Below are 15,716 nucleotides of genomic sequence, written 5' to 3' on the forward strand. Positions count from 1 at the left end.
CTCTTGGGGACCGTAGCTCAAGAGGCCTAATTGCCTGCCGATCCGGGCCCGCTAGGCTCGCGCCTCCGCAACCTGTCGGAGTGGATCGTGAAAGCGCTGAAGCCGGTCTGGATCCTGCTGGCCCTCGCCTATGCGGCATCCGGAATCCCGGCCGATCCTGCGAGCGCGCAGGACACGGTGTCCGGGCCGGCTGCGTCCATCCTGGAGGCCGTCCCCGTCTCGAACGCGCCGCTCGGCGGCTTTCCCTACTTCGCGCTCCCCGACGGCTACCAGCCGCTGAACCCGCCCGAGACCCGCGCTTTCGGGCATTTCCTGTTCTGGACCGGCACGGCGCTCCACGAGGTCGAGGGCAAGGTCTTCCTGTCCCTCATCGGCACCAAGGACGGCAAGACCTACGCATCCTATGAGCTGAAGAAGAATATCGAGGCCGTGCTGACACAGGCCGGCGGCCGGAAGATCGCCGACAGCAGGATCCCCGCCTCCCTCACGGAGACGCTGCCCGAGGACATCCGGATCGGGATGTATGAGGGCCTGGGCAATGTCTACAACGAGCCGGTGCAGACCTGGGTGATCCGCCGGCCGGACCGGCAGATCTGGGTCCATTTCGTGCCCGGCAGCAACAACGCGGCCTGGACCATCCTGGAGACCAAGCCGTTTCTCCAGACCGCCGCCCTCCTGCCCGCCGAGCAGCTGAAGCAGGACCTCGACACGACGGGAAAGGCGGTGATCCAGGTCAACTTCGCCACCGACAGGACCGAGATCCTGCCGGCCTCCGCCCCGCAGATCGACGCGGTGGCGGGCCTGCTGCGGACGAATCCCGGCCTGCGGCTCGCGATCAACGGCCATACCGACGAGACCGGAGCCGCCGCGCACAACCAGGCCCTGTCCGACGGCCGTGCCAAGGCGGTCATGGCGAAGCTCGTCGCCGCCGGCGTCGCGAGGGATCGGCTGAAGGCCAGGGGCTTCGGGGCGTCCAGCCCGGTCGCCGCCAACGACAGCGCGGAGGGACGGGCGAAGAACCGGCGCGTCGAGCTGGTCAGGTTCTGACGGCCGAGGCGCCGATGGCAGGCCTCGACCGGGCGTCTCGCTGGTCCGGACCCGCTCCGTGCGTCGGAGCTGGGGACGTCGGGGGCGACAAGAGTATTTTGTCCGCCATATCATAAAAATCGACGCGCATTTTCCCGGGCTTTGACGCACAGTGCGCAGCCGTTCGCGGGCGGCCAAGCCGCAGCCCGCACGGCAGGAAATTCGCACGGCAAGAGCCGGCGGGCGGGCATCGCGCCCGCGAGTCAGGGAGGAAGGCCCATGCCGTCAGATATCGAGATCGCCCGCGCCGCGACCCTGAAGCCGATCGCGCAGGTCGCCGAGAAGCTCGGCATCCCGGATGACGCGCTCCACAATTACGGCAAGCACATCGCCAAGATCGACCACGGCTACATCGCCGGGCTGGAGAGCCGGAAGCCCGGCAAGCTCGTGCTGGTCACGGCGATCTCCCCGACGCCCGCGGGCGAGGGCAAGACCACCACCACGGTGGGCCTGGGCGACGCCCTGAACCGCATCGGCGAGAAGACCATGATCTGCCTGCGCGAGCCGTCGCTCGGGCCGTGCTTCGGCATGAAGGGCGGCGCCGCCGGCGGCGGCAAGGCCCAGGTCGTGCCGATGGAGCAGATCAACCTGCACTTCACCGGCGACTTCCACGCCATCACGTCGGCCCACAGCCTCGCGGCCGCGCTGATCGACAACCACGTCTACTGGGCGAACGAGCTCAACATCGACGTGCGCCGCATCCACTGGCGCCGCGTCGTCGACATGAACGACCGGGCTTTGCGCCAGATCACCCAGTCGCTCGGCGGCGTCGCCAACGGCTTCCCCCGGGAGGACGGGTTCGACATCACGGTGGCCTCCGAGGTGATGGCGGTGTTCTGCCTCGCCAAGGACCTCGCCGACCTGGAGGAGCGCCTCGGCCGGATCGTGATCGCCGAGACCCGCGACCGCAAGCTCGTCACCCTCAAGGACGTGAAGGCCACCGGCGCCATGACGGTGCTGCTCAAGGACGCCCTGCAGCCCAACCTCGTGCAGACGCTCGAGGGCAACCCGGCGCTGATCCATGGCGGCCCCTTCGCCAACATCGCCCATGGCTGCAACTCGGTGATCGCCACACGGGCCGGCCTGCGGCTCGCCGACTACACGGTGACGGAGGCCGGGTTCGGCGCCGATCTCGGCGCCGAGAAGTTCCTCGACATCAAGTGCCGGCAGGCGGGGCTGACCCCCTCGGCCGTGGTGGTGGTGGCGACCATCCGCGCCCTCAAGATGCATGGCGGCGTCGACAAGAAGAACCTCGGGGCCGAGAACATCGACGCCCTGGAGAAGGGCTTCGCCAACCTCGCCCGGCACGTGACCAATCTGCGCGGCTTCGGCCTGCCGGTGGTGGTCGGCGTCAACCACTTCTACGCCGACACCGATGCCGAGCACGCCAAGCTCAAGGAACTGTGCCGCGAGCGGCTCGACGTCGAGGCGATCACCTGCCGCCACTGGGCGGAGGGCGGGGCCGGGGCCGAGGAGCTGGCCCGCGCGGTGGTGAAGCTCTCCGAGGCCGAGCCGGCGCCGATCCGCCACGCCTACGAGACGGAGAGCCGCCTCTCCGACAAGATCCGGGCGATCGCCACCAAGCTGTACGGGGCCGCCGACATCCAGATCGAGACGAAGGCTCAGGCCAAGCTCGCCACCTTCGAGAAGGACGGCTACGGAAACCTGCCGATCTGCATGGCCAAGACCCAGTACTCGTTCTCCACCGACCCGACCCTGATGGGCGCCCCCGAGGGCCACATCGTGGGCGTGCGCGACGTCCGGCTCTCGGCCGGCGCCGGCTTCGTGGTGGCGATCTGCGGGGAGATCATGACCATGCCGGGCCTGCCCCGGGTGCCCGCCGCCGACACAATCCGGCTGGACGCCAACGGGCAGATCGACGGGCTGTTCTGAGGATCACGCGCGGGGCGGGTCAGGGCTCGCTCTCTACACCGCTCCGAACAGGTCCACCGCCAGCCGGGAATGCGCCTCGCGCAGCATCCCGGTATCGACCCCGAGCGGCTGGCCGTCGATCACCCGCCAGCGGCCCGCCACCATCACCCGGTCGGCCCGGGTGGCGCCGCACAGGACCAGAGCCGCCAGCGGGTCGTGGGCGCCGGAGAAGCGCAGCTCGTCCAGGGTGAACAGGGCGAGGTCCGCCTCCCGGCCCGGCTCGATCCGGCCGATATCGGTGCGGCCGAGGCAGGCGGCCGAGCCCTCGGTGGCCCAGCGCAGGGCGTCGAGATGCGTCACGGCCTCCGCCCCGTAGGTGAGCCGGTTGATCATCAGGGCGTGGCGCACGCCCTCCATCAGGTTCGAGCTGTCGTTCGAGGCCGAGCCGTCGACACCGAGGCCCACCGGCGAGCCCGCCGCCTCCAGCTCGCAGGTGCGGCAGCGGCCCGAGGCCAGGGTCATGTTCGAGGTCGGGCAGTGGCAGACGCCGACCCCGGCCTTGCCGAGCCGGGCGACCTCGGCATCGGTGAAGTGGATGCCGTGGGCGAGCCAGACCCGGTCGTTCAGCCAGCCGACCTCCTCGAGGTACTCCACCGGCCGGCAACCGAACATCTGCTGGCAATAGGCGTCCTCGTCCAGCGTCTCGCCGAGATGGGTGTGCAGCCGGCTCCCGTGCCGGGCGGCGAGCGCCGCGCTCTCGCGCATCAGACGCCGGGTCACCGCGAAGGGCGAGCAGGGGGCGAGCGCGACCTGCACCATCGCGCCGGGGGCGGGGTCGTGGAACAGGTTCAGCACCCGCTCGCAATCCGAAAGAATCGTGTCGTCGTCCTGGGTCAGGCTCTCGGGCGGCAGCCCGCCCTCCCGGTCGGACAGGCTCATGGAGCCGCGGGTGATCGCGGCCCGGATCCCGAGGGCCCGGGCCTCCGCGACCTGGACGTCCATCGAATCCTCCAGCCCCTTCGGGAACAGGTAGTGATGGTCGCCCGCCGTGGTGCAGCCCGAGAGCAGCAGCTCGGTGAAGGCCACCTGCGTGGCGAGCCGGAACGCCTCCGGGGTGATCCGCCCCCAGACCGTGTAGAGCGCCTTCAGCCAGGGAAAGAGCGGCTTGTTGATCGCCAGCGGGTGGGCGCGGGTCAGCGTCTGGAAGGCGTGGTGATGGGTGTTGATCAGCCCCGGGATGACCACGTGGCGCGAGGCGTCGAAGGTCTCGTCCACGGGCGCGGCGGGTTTCGCGCCCGCCGCCACGCATTCGACGATCCGGGTGCCCGCCACGACGATCCCGCCCCCGGCGCCCTCGGCCAGGATGGCGCGCGGATCGCGGATCCAGAGGCGTCCCGGTCCCGGTTCAGCTACCTCGGCCATGTCCGTCCGCTCCCGTCGATCGAGGATCCTGCGTAGCGGAGGGGCCGGACCGGCGGCAATCCCGCTTGAGGATCGCCGCCGGCCGGCGCCCCGGCCGGCCCGGTCAGGGTTGACGGGCCCGGGCCGCCTTGAGAAACGTCATGGGGACTGACCTATCACCCGTTGGGAGCGGCCGCGCCGTGACACGGACAGCCCCGCGCGAGGCGATCTTCGCGGCGAAACCCGTCCCGGGTGCCGCGCCGGCCGCCCTCGGCAGCGACGACCTGATCGAGCTTCTGTTCTTCGCCTACCGGGATTTCGTGGGCGATCCCGACCGGATCCTGGCCGCCTACGGCTTCGGCCGGGCCCACCACCGGGTGCTGCACTTCGTCGACCGCTATCCCGGCCTGACCATCGCCGAACTCCTCGACATCCTGCGCATCACCAAGCAGAGCCTGAACCGGGTGCTCAAGGACCTGATCGGGCAGGGCTACGTCGCGCAGAAACCCGGTTCCAGCGACCGGCGCCAGCGCCTCCTCTACTGCACCGAGGCCGGCGCCCGTCTCGCAGCCGACCTCACGCGGGTCCAGGCCCGCCGCCTCGCCCGGGCGCTCGCGGCGCCGGATGCCCGGGGCTCCCCGGAGGATTTCCTGATGGCGATGATCGAGCCGGAGGACCGCCCGGCGGTCCAGCGCCTGATGGCGCGGCGCGGGGGCGGGAGCGACGGGCGCGTCGCCGGGGAGGAGTGCGCGTGAGCAATGCCGCCCGGGCCGACCTGCCCGACGAGGCGCCCCACGTCCTCGTGGTCGACGACGACCGCCGGCTGCGCGAATTGCTCGCCCGCTACCTCACCGACCAGGGCTTCCGGGTCACCGCCGCGGCGAGCGCCGCGGAGGCGCGGGCCCGGGCCCAGAGCGTCGTGTTCGACGCCATGGTCCTCGACGTGATGATGCCCGGCGAGAACGGCTTCGACTACGCCCGCAGCGTGCGCGAGACGTCGCGGGTGCCGATCCTGATGCTCACCGCCCGCTCCAACCCGAACGACCGGGTGATGGGGCTGGAGATCGGCGCGGACGATTACCTGCCCAAGCCCTTCGAGCCGCGGGAGCTGACGCTGCGGCTCAACAACATCATCAAGCGCAGCGCGCGGCCCCGCGCGGCGGCCGCCGAGGCGGTGACCTTCGGGCCGTTCGCGTTCCGGGTCGACCGGGGCGAGCTGCGCCGGGACGACGAGCTGATCCGCATCACCGAGCGCGAGCGCGAGATCCTGACGATCCTGGCGATGGCGGGCGGCGCCAATGTCGAGCGCGAGCAGCTCGCCGGCCCGGGCGGGGCCGCGGCGGAGCGCACCGTCGACGTGCAGATCAACCGCCTGCGCCGCAAGACCGAGGTCGACCCCGCCAATCCGGTCTTCCTGCAGACTGTGCGGGGCGTCGGCTACCGGCTCGCGGTGGATTGAGCCGGAACCGGGCGGCTCAGACCACCCGCGGCTCGTCGCGCTTCAGCTTGAGGGCCTTGGCGATCCGGGTGGACAGGCTGCCCACGACGGCGAGTGTGGCCGACGGGTCGACCAGAGGGCGGACGGCCTCCAGCGCCTCCGCGGCGCTGGGCTTCATCACCGCGTAGACCGTGGCGCCGGATGCCGGGCTGGAGCCCTGCACGGTGACGGAGACGAGGAAGGTCGTGTGGCGTCGCCGCAGGCGTCCAGGCATGGCTCAGCATTTGGCATGTCGGCTAACCATCACCAATGCCAGAGTCCCGGAGCCGGCCCGGGAAACGACACGATCCTGGCACGATAACCCGTGCCGGGTCTTTCAGATCAGGGCAAGGTCGATGCCGGGAAGCCGCAGCCCGTCGAGCCGCGTGCTCCAGTGCTGGCCGGAGGCGACCGGAAGCGCGTCTGTCAGCGTGCCGGTTGTGACGACCGTTCCGGCTGCGAGCGGCGGGGCGACCGGATCGTTAGCCAGCGCATCGACCAAGTGCGCGAGGGCGGCGAGCGGTCCCGTCCCGAGGACGCTGCGGCCGCCGCCCCGGTCGGCGACGGCGCCGTCCCGCAGCAGGTCGACGGTGAAGCCCGCGAGGTCGCCGATCCAGCCGCGCCGCGCGGCCGCCGGAACCGGCACCCGCTCGCCCACCACCAGCAACCCGTGCAGCCCGAAGGCCGCCACGGTGTCGGGCGCCGCGAAGCGCCAGCCCGGATAGAGCGACTGCACGATCTCGAAGCCGCTCGCGGCCCAGTCGAGGCAGGCGATCAGCGCCTCGGCATCCATGCCGGGTTCCGGCGCGCGTGCCAGACCGAACACGATCTCCGGCTCGATCCGGGGCTCGACGAAGGCCGCGAGGGGCACCGGTCCGCCCAGGGCGGCCCGGTCGCGCAGGGTCGTGTCGTAGACATGCCCCCAGATCGGCGCCCGGACGCCGTACCGCTCCCACAGGGTCGTGTTGGTGAAGCCGATCTTGTAGCCGACATTCCGCTCGCCGCGCCCGGCACGCAGGCACCGGATCGCCTCGGCGACCCGGTAGGCCGCCGGCAGGTCGAAGGTCGGATCCCAGCCGGTCAGCGGTGCGATGGGGCGGCGATGCTCGTGCGCGGCCAGGATGGTGCGCGCGTGGGCCGCGGCGGATATCGGCTCGGTCATCGGCAACAGGGTCCAGGCCGACGCGACGTCATCCGCGCCGGGCCGCCTCGATCGCGGCGACGTCGATCTTCCCCATGGTCATCATGGCCGTGAACGCGCGCTGGGCCTCCGCGCCGCCGGCCGCCAGCGCGGCGGTGAGCACGCGTGGCGTGATCTGCCACGCGATGCCCCAGCAATCCTTGCACCAGCCGCAGGCGCTCTCCTGCCCGCCATTGTCGACGATGGCGGTCCAGAGCCGGTCCGTCTCCGCCTGGTCGTCCGTGGCGATCTGGAACGAGAAGGCCTCGCTGTGCCGGAAGGCGGGACCGCCGTTCAGGCCGATGCACGGGATGCCGGCCACCGTGAACGCCACCGTCAGCACGTCCCCCGCCTTGCCCGACGGGTAATCGGCCGGTGCCCGGTAAATCGCGCCCATGGCGCTGTCCGGAAAGGTCGCGACGTAGAATCGGGCGGCCGCCTCGGCCTCCGTGTCGTACCAGAGGCAGATCGTGGCCTTGGGAATTTCGCTCTCGCCGAGCGCGTTCCGGGCGTCCTGATCCTCGGCGACCACGCTGGCCATTGCGGTGCCTCCCTTGCCGTTCCCGTGCCGTGCCGACGGGCGGGCCTCGCCGCCGGCCGACAGGGGCCGCGGCACGCCCCCATACAACCATGAGAGGTCGACCCGGCAAAGACCGACACGCGGGACCGGCCGGTCGGGTTGGCCGCACGGATTTGCGTCGCCGCGCGATCGACCGCGCGGGGACCGTTTTGCCCGGCGCCGTGGAGGCCCGGCCGGGACGCGGGCCGATCATCGGCCGCGCGGGCCCCGCGAGCGGCCCCGCCTGGGAGATCCGCGAGTGCCACGCCGCCGACGGTGTCGATGCGAGCGGGCGTCGCGGCTCAGAGCTTGCTGACGAGCAAGCCCAGACCGAAGCCCGCGAGCCCGGCGACGAGCAAGGAAGCGTGGGGCCAGGCGACGGAGGTCTGGTGACCTTCCCACGCGTAGGCACGGCTCCGGCCATAGGCCTCCGCGGCGTGGTCCGAGATCTCGTCGGCCGCGTGCCGGACCGCGTCCTTGGCCTGACCGTAGAGGTTCTCGGCGGTGCCCTGCGCTTCGCGGAGCCGGCCCTCGACCGCATGGCGGTTCGAACCGGCGAGGTCGCCAACCGAGCCCTGAACCGTGCCGCCGAACGCGCGCGCGGCCCCCGTGATCCTGTCCGTGTCGATCATCGCGCTGTCCTTCACATCCTGTCTCGGGCTGGCATCGGCTGCGGTCTCGCAAGCCCGACGCCCACCCTCTCGCGACGGGTGCAACGGCGGCCTCCTCCAAGCGTTCCGGCGAGCGGTCCAGTCCAGTGGGTCCAGGCTTCCGCCACGGACCCTGGCCATTCCGGGATGGCGCGCTGTCCCGTCGGGGTCGCGCGGAAGGCGATATCGGTTGAGCCGCACGCGACGCCGGCGCGGACGTCTTCAATCGGGACCCTGTGCGGATCGGCGGTTTGGTCGGAGGCGCGGACGTCGCCGCGACGGCGAAGGGCGGCTGAGGCCGTCCGGTCGCCCGCGGACGCATCGGTGCCGGCGCCGACACGGTCGGCGAGACCGTCACGGGACTGGCCGGGTCTGGCCAGGACTGTCCGCTGGAACGCCCTCCGGGTCGGCTTGATGGGGGAGGCCCGGATCGACCCCGTGACGCTCAGCCCGGAGGGGGGGCTGGCGTCCGGTGGTGGCCATGGACGGCGTCCCACACGGCGGCATCGCCTTTTTCTCCGACGGCATGTCACATCCCGCGTCGTCCCCTCGTCTTGACGTCGAACGAGCGCCTCAGCGGCACCCCGCCGCGCCGCCCGGTTCACGCAGGAGACGCGCGTCATGAAGGTGGTTGTGATCGGCGGGAGCGGGTTGATCGGCAGGCAGTTGACCGCCGAACTCGGCCGCAGGGGACACGAAGCCGTCGCCGCCTCCCCGCGGACGGGCGTCGACGCCCTGACGGGTGAGGGGCTCGCCGAGGTTCTCGTCGGCGCCGAGGTCGTGGTCGATGTCGCGAATGCACCGTCCTTCGAGGATGCGGCGGTGCTCGATTTCTTCGAGCGGTCGAGCCGCAACCTCCTGGCCGCCGCGCGTCGGGCCGGCGTGACGCACCATGTCGCCCTCTCGATCGTCGGCACGGATCGCCTGGACGGGAACGGATACTTCCGGGCGAAGGTCGCGCAGGAGCGGCTGATCGTGGCGTCCGGCCTGCCCTACACGATCGTTCGTGCAACCCAGTTCTTCGAGTTCGTCGCCACGATCACCGCGGCGTCGGTCGTGGGCGATCGCATCGTCGTCCCCGACGCCGATTTCCAGCCCATCGCCGCCGCCGACGTCGCGGCCGCGCTGGCGGAGGTCGCCGTCCACGAGCCCCGCAGCCGGACGATCGAGATCGCCGGACCGGACAGGCTGCCCTTCCGCGACTTCGTCGCCCGATGCGCCGCCGCCGCCGGCGACCGCCGGGCGGTGTCGGCCGACCGCGGCGCACGGTATTTCGGCGCCGCCCTGGAGAAGGGCTCGCTCGTTCCCGAGGACGCTGCCGCGGCGCGCCTCGGATCCACGCGCTTCGCGACCTGGCTCGCGACCGTCTGACGGCCTCCTTCACCACGCTGGACGAACCCCCATGGTCAAAGCACTCATCCTCTCCGCTTGCCTGGCCGGCTTCGCGCTCCCGGTCGGGGCGGCGGAGCTGCGGGCCGGCGAGGCCCGCGTCACGACGATCTTCGACCACCCCCTGCCGGGCATCCCCGGCAAGAGTCTGCGCGGCGTCCTCGTCGCGTACGGGCCGGGCGGGTCCTCCCCCGCCCACAGGCATGCGCGCTCCGCCTTCATCACCGCGACCGTGATCGAGGGCGCGATCCGCAGCCGCATCAACGACGGGCCTGAGCAGATCTTCCGGGTCGGCGAGAGCTTCGTGGAGCAGCCGGGCGACCACCATGCCGTGAGCGCCAATGCCAGCGCCACGGAGCCGTCCCGCCTTCTCGCGGTGTTCGTCGTCGACACGGACGACCGCGACCTGACCGTGCCGGACCGGCGGTGACACCCCCTCCGGCCGCGTGCGAGGATCCCCGGGTCTCGCCATCGCTCCGCAGACAGATCCCATGCCGCCGACCGACACGCAGACCGACGCGGCGACCGCCACCTTCGAGGCCCATCGTCCGCGCCTCCTGCGCATCGCCTACCGCATGCTCGGCTCCCGCAGCGAGGCCGAGGACATGGTGCAGGACACGTGGCTGCGCTGGATCGCGGCGGATCGGGGCGCGGTCGCGGCCCCGTATCCGTTTCTGGCCCGCATCGTGACCCGGCTCTGCCTCGACCAGATGAAGTCGGCCCGCGCCCGCCGGGAGACCTATGTCGGCGCCTGGCTGCCGGAGCCCCTGGTCGAGACGGGGGAGGACGGCGTGGACGAGGACGATCTCACGCTGACGCTGATGATGGCGCTGGAACGCCTCTCGCCCCTCGAGCGCGCAGCCTTCCTGCTCCACGACGTGTTCGGCATCCCGCTCGGCGAGGTGGCGGACACGCTTGATCGGGAGGCGGCCGCCGTGCGTCAGCTCGCGGTGCGCGCCCGCCGGAACGTGCAGTCCGCACGGCCGCGCTTTCCCGTGGCGCGGGAGGAGGGCGAACGGATCGCCCACGCGTTCTTCGCGGCCTCCGCCAGCGGGGACATCGCGACCCTGCGCACGCTGCTCGCGGAGGACGTGGTGCTCTGCTCGGACGGCGGCGGCAAGGTCCTGGCCTTTCCCAACCCCATCGTCGGGTCGGAGCGCCTGCTCCGTCTCTTCGCGGGCGTCCGGCGCAAATGGGGGCCCGAGCGGGCCGCGATGGTCGCGCCGGTCTGGATCGACGGATTGCCGGGATACATCAGCCGGGAACGCGGCGATCTCCTTCAGACGACCGCGCTCGCCATCGAGAACGGTCGGATCGCCGCCCTCTACATCACCCGCAACCCCGACAAGCTCCGCCATGTGCTCCGTCAGGTCCTGCCCCCTGTGGCGGGCGCAGCCGGCACCGGGCCGCATGCGGAGCCGCAACCGCGCGGATCCGGGGAGCGGCGCCCGGGAGGGGCGGTTCCTTGACCGCATCGCCGAGAGCGGCCGCGCATCGGCCCGGCCCCGAGGCGCCGGGATCGCGCTGGCTCTCTCCGCATCACGGAAATTTGAACCGAAATTTAATCGTGTTCGTTGACGTTTTGCCTGATGCACACAGGTGGAACCATGTCCTTGCTCTCCAACGCTAAAATATTGACAAAGCTGTCAGCGGTCATCGTGCTTATCGGTGGAGTGATCGGTGGCTGTATTTGGTTTGCGCAGGCGCGGATCGGCCAGATCGATAAGGCCTACAGTTCTTTCATCGATCGCGATGCGAAGGCGGTTGCAACGGCGCGTCGCCTGAATCGCAGCGTCTTCGAGATGAATTACTGGGTGTATCGCATCCTCGCTGAGACAGACGAAGCTCAGATGAAGGTGGCCAACACTGGATTCGACGACGCCATCCCCACCCTGACAAAGGCTCTGGCCGACCTGCGCCGACTCGCGCCGGATTTTGGCGCGCGCATCGACGAGCAGGCGGCCCGTATCCATCAGTTCGTCCAGCAGGTTTCCGAGGTTCGCCAGCTCTGCCTGGCGGGCCGGAACGCCGAGGCCCTCGCGCTGGTCCATCGTACGATCGACCCGACCTTCGTCGCCCTGGTGCAGGGCAGTTCGAAGCTCGGGAACGACATCGATGGCGCGATGGAGAAGGGCTCGGCCGAACTGACCGAGCAGACCAACGCCACCCGCATCTCCCTGGTGTCGTTCAGCGCGCTCGGCTTGCTGGTCGGGCTCGCTGCGGCCGCCCTCGTGACGATCGTCGGCATCACGCGCCCGCTCGGCAGATTGGTCGTCGTCCTGCGACGCATGGCGCAAGGGGAGATCGAGGCGGAGATCCGGGAGGCTGGCCGGGGCGACGAGATCGGCGCGGTCGGCCGGGCAGTGGAGGGGATCAAGGCCCTGGTCGCCCGCAAGGCCGCCGAGGAGGCCGAGGTCAAGCGGCTGGCCGACGCGGCCGCGGCCCAGGCGCGCCGGCGCACCATGATCGAACTCGCCGACGGGTTCGAGCGGGCGGTCGGCGGCGTCGTCGGCATGGTCTCGTCCTCGGCCACGGAGCTGCAGGCCACCGCCCGGCAGATGACCGCCACCGCCCAGGAGACGGCCTCGCAATCCACCGCCGTGGCGGCGGCCGCGGAAGAGGCCGCCGCCAACGTCCAGACCGTGGCGGCCGCCGCGGAGGAGCTGGGCTCGTCGGTGCAGGAGATCGGCCGGCAGGTCACCGGCTCGGCCCGGCTCGCGCAATCGGCGGTGGGCGAGGCCGACCAGACCGCCGCCCTGGTCCAGGCGCTCAGCCAGACCGCCGCCCGGATCGGCGACATGGTCGGGATGATCTCCGGGATCGCCGGGCAGACCAACCTGCTGGCGCTCAACGCCACGATCGAGGCGGCGCGGGCCGGCGCCGCGGGGCGGGGCTTTGCGGTGGTGGCTGCCGAGGTGAAGGCGCTGGCCGAGCAGACCGCCAAGGCGACCGAGGAGATCGCCCGGCAGATCGGCGCGGTGCAGGAGGTGACCGGGCAGGCGGTGACGGCGATCGGCGGGATCACCGGGCGGATCCGGGAGATCGACGGCGTGGCGACCTCGATCGCCGCGGCGGTGGAGCAGCAGGGGGCGGCGACGCAGGAGATCGTGCGCAACGTGGCGCAGGCCTCGACCGGCACCACCGCGGTGACCGGCACCATCGCGGGCGTCGCGCAGGCCTCCGAGGAGACCGGCGCCGCGGCCAGCCAGGTGCTCGCCTCCGCCTCCGAACTCTCGCGCCAGTCCGAGCATCTCGGTGCCGAGGTCGCCCGCTTCCTCGCAACCGTCCGCGCCGCCTGACGAGTCTCTGGCCGGATCCTCCCGGTCCGCCCTCGCGGCGCGGGCCGGCCCGACGGCGGTGCGGGGGCAGGGCGCGGATTGCGGGGGGGGCGTGTGGCGCCCATTGAGACCGGGGCGTCCTCGGCCGACGGCCTTGAGCAGGCCGTCGGCCTTCGCCTGCACGACCCGTTCCCCGCAGAGGGGCCTGGAGCCCCCCAGGGAACGGGCTTGGCGTGGTCGAGCCCTGTCGGCGCACGTCATTGAGATGCCCGCACCGTCCCGATCCCGGCCGGGACGACCGGACGCGTCGAAGCCCTGGGGCGCACCTATCTGTCGGGGGCCGACACGGGGGCCGGCGCGGTCAGCCGGGCCGCGCGGTGCGTGCGCGCATGGCGCAGGGTGGCGTCCGGCGGCAGAGTGCCCACGGAAACCTTCGGGACGGCGATGCGCTGGGACAGGTAGATGCCGCTGTGCCCGGAGCACAGGTAGGCCAGGAAGCAGGCGGTCGCGATGTAGACGCCGTGCGTGGCGCCGAACAGCTCGATACCCATCAGCGTGCAGGCCAGCGGCGTGTTGGCCGCTCCGGCAAACACGGCGACGAACCCGAGGCCGGCCAGGAGATCCACCGGCGCCCCCAGCACCCCGGCCAGCGCGTTGCCGAGGGCCGCGCCGATGAAGAACAGCGGCGTGACCTCGCCGCCCTTGAACCCGGCGCTCAGGGTGACGACCGTGAACAGCATCTTGAGCGCCCAGCTCCAGGGATGCACCTCCGGACCGAAGAAGCGGGCGATGGTCAGCCCGTGCGGATCCGCCGACCAGACGCCCAGTCCCAGATAATCCCGCGTGCCACAGAGGTAGACCAGGGCGATCACCGCGAGGCCGCCCGCCACGGGGCGGAGGGGCGCGAAGGCGATGACCCGCTTGCACCATCCGCCGAGCATGTGGTTCGCCTCGGCGAACACCAAGCCGGCCAGTCCGAAGGCCACGCCTGCCACCGCGACCTTGGCCAGGAGCAGCGGCTCGACCATGTGCGTGCCGACGGCTCCGGCGTGGTCGTCGATACGGAAGACCCCGTGTTCGATGCCCCACAGCTGACAGGTCCAGTCGCCGACCACGGCCGCGACGAGGCAGGGCACGAGGGCCGCATATTCGACGCGTCCGACAGCGAGGACCTCGAGCGCGAAAACCGCGCCGGCCAGTGGCGTACCGAAGACGGCGCCGAACCCCGCGGCGATCCCGGCCATCAGCATGATCCGGAAGCTCGGCGCATCCAGGCGGACCGCCTTGCCGAAGGCGCTTGCGAGGCTGCCGCCCAGTTGGACGGCCGTGCCTTCGCGGCCCGCCGATCCGCCGAACAGATGCGTGACCACCGTGCCGAGGAAGATCAGCGGCGCCATGCGCAGGGGCACGCCACCCCCGGGCACATGGATCTGCTCGACGATGAGGTTGTTGCCGCCCTCCACGGACTGGCCGAAGCGATGGTAGAGCAGCCCGATAGCCAAGCCGCCGAGCGGCAGGAGAAACAGCAGCCCGGGATAGGCGAAGCGCGCCCGGGTGGCCGCATCGAGGCTCCAGAGGAAGGCCGCGCACAGGGAGCCCACGGCGGCGGCCATGGGCAGCAGAACCAGGATCCAGCGCGCGACCGAGACGGCATGATCGTGCCGCGTGCGGACAAAAGCCGCTACGTTGAAGCGTGTGAACAGATTTCGGAAGGTTGCGCGCATGACATCCCCTTGATGCGACGCCGCAAGACTTTGCGGGATCGCAAGAAGTAGGAGTCATCAGCCTGACGGCGGTTCGGCCTTGATGGCCCGGCAGACACCATTGCCGTCCTCAAGAGATACGGGACCCCTCCGAACCGCGTCAAGGCCCTTCGTGCAGGCCTGCGGCGTGCGGGGAGGGGCGAACCCGTCGCTCCCCCGAGGGTGGACGCGGAGACAGCGGATCCGGTCGGCCCTCGGGGCGCTGGGACCCTGGTCCCGCACAGACCTGCCCCACGGGCGGCCGGTCGCCGCCGCGATCACGACGGCGCCCGCGTGGACGGTCGCATCGGCGGCGGTGTGTCTCAGCGCTTCACAAAGCCGATGTCGGCGGCCACGGCGCTCAGCCGCTCCGGCGCGCGCTCCTTCCGCTCGCTGTAGCGGTCGACGAGGTCGTCGGCCCGCTCCCGGGTCAGCAGCGTGAACTTCATCAGCTCCTCGCACACGTCCACGACGCGCTCGTAGAGCGGCCCCGGCTTCATCCGGCCGGCCTCGTCGAACTCCTTGTAGGCCATCGGGACCGACGACTGGTTCGGGATCGTGATCATCCGCATCCAGCGGCCGAGAATCCGCAGGCTGTTCACGGCGTTGAAGCTCTGCGAGCCGCCGGACACCTGCATCACGGCCAGGGTGCGCCCCTGGGTCGGCCGCACGCTGCCTTCGGAGAGCGGCAGCCAGTCGATCTGGCTTTTCATCACGCCGGTCAGCGTGCCGTGCCGCTCCGGCGACACCCACACTTGGCCCTCGGACCAGATCGAGAGGTCGCGCAGCTCCTGCACCTTCGGATGATCGGCGGTCGTGTCGTCGGGCAGGGGCAGGCCGTGCGCGTCGTAGATCCGCACCTCGCCGCCCATGGCTTCCAGGAGCCGGGCGGCCTCGTAGGCGAGGAAGCGGCTGAACGAGCGCTCCCGCAGGGAGCCGTAGAGGATCAGGAACCGGGGGGCGTGGGTGAGCGGCTTGACCGCCTCCAGGCGCGCGCGGGTCGGCACCACGAAATGCGCGGCGCTCAGGTTCGGCAGGCCATCGGTGAAAGGCTGGCGCGGCTTGTCCAAGGTTCAGCTTTC

15 protein-coding genes and 1 riboswitch are annotated in these 15,716 nt (G+C 71.3%); of the genes, 8 read left to right on the forward strand and 7 right to left on the reverse strand.

Annotated elements, in window-relative coordinates; genetic code table 11:
- Positions 1 to 87: 87 nt before the first annotated feature.
- Complete coding sequence (locus A3862_RS10895; RefSeq protein WP_111474334.1) at positions 88 to 1,047, forward strand: OmpA family protein; 960 nt, start codon at positions 88 to 90, stop codon at positions 1,045 to 1,047.
- Positions 1,048 to 1,305: 258 nt separating this feature from the next.
- On the forward strand, positions 1,306 to 2,979 hold the full coding sequence (locus A3862_RS10900; protein WP_043384032.1) for a formate--tetrahydrofolate ligase: 1,674 nt from the start codon (positions 1,306 to 1,308) through the stop codon (positions 2,977 to 2,979).
- Between the two features lie 33 nt (positions 2,980 to 3,012).
- Here A3862_RS10900 and A3862_RS10905 read toward each other — a convergent pair whose 3' ends face one another.
- Entirely contained in the window at positions 3,013 to 4,380 is a 1,368-nt protein-coding gene (locus A3862_RS10905; RefSeq protein ID WP_111473582.1) for an 8-oxoguanine deaminase, read from the reverse strand.
- A 140-nt stretch (positions 4,381 to 4,520) separates the two neighbouring features.
- Between A3862_RS10905 and A3862_RS10910 the strand changes: the two genes are divergently transcribed.
- Both A3862_RS10910 and A3862_RS10915 read left to right on the forward strand, forming a co-directional pair.
- Positions 4,521 to 5,114: a MarR family winged helix-turn-helix transcriptional regulator gene (locus tag A3862_RS10910; RefSeq protein ID WP_210274645.1), complete on the forward strand. Its 594-nt coding sequence runs from the start codon at positions 4,521 to 4,523 to the stop codon at positions 5,112 to 5,114.
- Positions 5,111 to 5,818 carry a response regulator gene (locus A3862_RS10915; RefSeq protein ID WP_043353334.1) on the forward strand — a complete coding sequence of 236 codons (708 nt, stop codon included), beginning with the start codon at positions 5,111 to 5,113 and terminating at the stop codon, positions 5,816 to 5,818. Before A3862_RS10910 ends, A3862_RS10915 begins: the two co-directional genes overlap by 4 nt.
- A gap of 16 nt (positions 5,819 to 5,834) precedes the next feature.
- Here A3862_RS10915 and A3862_RS10920 read toward each other — a convergent pair whose 3' ends face one another.
- The 4 genes from A3862_RS10920 to A3862_RS10935 all read right to left on the reverse strand — a co-directional run bounded on the left by A3862_RS10920 (position 5,835) and on the right by A3862_RS10935 (position 8,207).
- Positions 5,835 to 6,071: a hypothetical protein gene (locus tag A3862_RS10920; RefSeq protein ID WP_043353327.1), complete on the reverse strand. Its 237-nt coding sequence runs from the start codon at positions 6,069 to 6,071 to the stop codon at positions 5,835 to 5,837.
- 102 nt (positions 6,072 to 6,173) lie between these two features.
- Entirely contained in the window at positions 6,174 to 6,998 is an 825-nt protein-coding gene (locus A3862_RS10925; protein ID WP_111473583.1) for a 2-keto-4-pentenoate hydratase, read from the reverse strand.
- Positions 6,999 to 7,026: 28 nt separating this feature from the next.
- Positions 7,027 to 7,500: a VOC family protein gene (locus A3862_RS10930; protein WP_111474335.1), complete on the reverse strand. Its 474-nt coding sequence runs from the start codon at positions 7,498 to 7,500 to the stop codon at positions 7,027 to 7,029.
- 377 nt (positions 7,501 to 7,877) lie between these two features.
- Complete coding sequence (locus tag A3862_RS10935) at positions 7,878 to 8,207, reverse strand: CsbD family protein (protein ID WP_111474336.1); 330 nt, start codon at positions 8,205 to 8,207, stop codon at positions 7,878 to 7,880.
- A gap of 639 nt (positions 8,208 to 8,846) precedes the next feature.
- On the opposite strand from A3862_RS10935, the gene A3862_RS10940 reads away from it, so the two are divergent.
- From A3862_RS10940 to A3862_RS10955, 4 genes are all read left to right on the forward strand, one after another.
- Entirely contained in the window at positions 8,847 to 9,596 is a 750-nt protein-coding gene (locus A3862_RS10940) for an SDR family oxidoreductase (protein WP_043759449.1), read from the forward strand.
- 31 nt (positions 9,597 to 9,627) lie between these two features.
- Positions 9,628 to 10,044 carry a cupin domain-containing protein gene (locus A3862_RS10945; RefSeq protein ID WP_043384020.1) on the forward strand — a complete coding sequence of 139 codons (417 nt, stop codon included), beginning with the start codon at positions 9,628 to 9,630 and terminating at the stop codon, positions 10,042 to 10,044.
- Positions 10,045 to 10,105: 61 nt separating this feature from the next.
- On the forward strand, positions 10,106 to 11,083 hold the full coding sequence (locus tag A3862_RS10950; protein ID WP_052083689.1) for a sigma-70 family RNA polymerase sigma factor: 978 nt from the start codon (positions 10,106 to 10,108) through the stop codon (positions 11,081 to 11,083).
- 138 nt (positions 11,084 to 11,221) lie between these two features.
- Positions 11,222 to 12,913, forward strand: a complete 1,692-nt coding sequence (locus tag A3862_RS10955) for a methyl-accepting chemotaxis protein (protein ID WP_043759447.1) — start codon at positions 11,222 to 11,224, stop codon at positions 12,911 to 12,913.
- Positions 12,914 to 13,218: 305 nt separating this feature from the next.
- Here A3862_RS10955 and A3862_RS10960 read toward each other — a convergent pair whose 3' ends face one another.
- Together A3862_RS10960 and arsH are read right to left on the reverse strand one after the other, a co-directional pair.
- Complete coding sequence (locus tag A3862_RS10960) at positions 13,219 to 14,616, reverse strand: voltage-gated chloride channel family protein (RefSeq protein ID WP_043759445.1); 1,398 nt, start codon at positions 14,614 to 14,616, stop codon at positions 13,219 to 13,221.
- 41 nt (positions 14,617 to 14,657) lie between these two features.
- Positions 14,658 to 14,730: riboswitch (Fluoride riboswitch) on the reverse strand.
- A 227-nt stretch (positions 14,731 to 14,957) separates the two neighbouring features.
- Positions 14,958 to 15,704 (reverse strand): arsenical resistance protein ArsH, encoded by a 747-nt coding sequence (arsH, locus tag A3862_RS10965; RefSeq protein ID WP_043353686.1) that lies wholly within the window; start codon positions 15,702 to 15,704, stop codon positions 14,958 to 14,960.
- Positions 15,705 to 15,716: the final 12 nt, after the last annotated feature.

This window comes from Methylobacterium sp. XJLW (assembly GCF_003254375.1).
Lineage (GTDB): Bacteria > Pseudomonadota > Alphaproteobacteria > Rhizobiales > Beijerinckiaceae > Methylobacterium > Methylobacterium fujisawaense.

Excerpts from the sequence above, each read along its gene's own strand:
- A3862_RS10900 (WP_043384032.1), top strand. The coding sequence starts at position 1,306 with ATGCCGTCAGATATCGAGATCGCCCGCGCCGCGACCCTGAAGCCGATC.
- A3862_RS10905 (WP_111473582.1), bottom strand. The coding sequence starts at position 4,380 with ATGGCCGAGGTAGCTGAACCGGGACCGGGACGCCTCTGGATCCGCGAT.
- A3862_RS10910 (WP_210274645.1), top strand. The coding sequence starts at position 4,521 with ATGGGGACTGACCTATCACCCGTTGGGAGCGGCCGCGCCGTGACACGG.
- A3862_RS10920 (WP_043353327.1), bottom strand. The coding sequence starts at position 6,071 with ATGCCTGGACGCCTGCGGCGACGCCACACGACCTTCCTCGTCTCCGTC.
- A3862_RS10925 (WP_111473583.1), bottom strand. The coding sequence starts at position 6,998 with ATGACCGAGCCGATATCCGCCGCGGCCCACGCGCGCACCATCCTGGCC.
- A3862_RS10935 (WP_111474336.1), bottom strand. The coding sequence starts at position 8,207 with ATGATCGACACGGACAGGATCACGGGGGCCGCGCGCGCGTTCGGCGGC.
- A3862_RS10940 (WP_043759449.1), top strand. The coding sequence starts at position 8,847 with ATGAAGGTGGTTGTGATCGGCGGGAGCGGGTTGATCGGCAGGCAGTTG.
- A3862_RS10945 (WP_043384020.1), top strand. The coding sequence starts at position 9,628 with ATGGTCAAAGCACTCATCCTCTCCGCTTGCCTGGCCGGCTTCGCGCTC.
- A3862_RS10950 (WP_052083689.1), top strand. The coding sequence starts at position 10,106 with ATGCCGCCGACCGACACGCAGACCGACGCGGCGACCGCCACCTTCGAG.
- A3862_RS10955 (WP_043759447.1), top strand. The coding sequence starts at position 11,222 with ATGTCCTTGCTCTCCAACGCTAAAATATTGACAAAGCTGTCAGCGGTC.
- A3862_RS10960 (WP_043759445.1), bottom strand. The coding sequence starts at position 14,616 with ATGCGCGCAACCTTCCGAAATCTGTTCACACGCTTCAACGTAGCGGCT.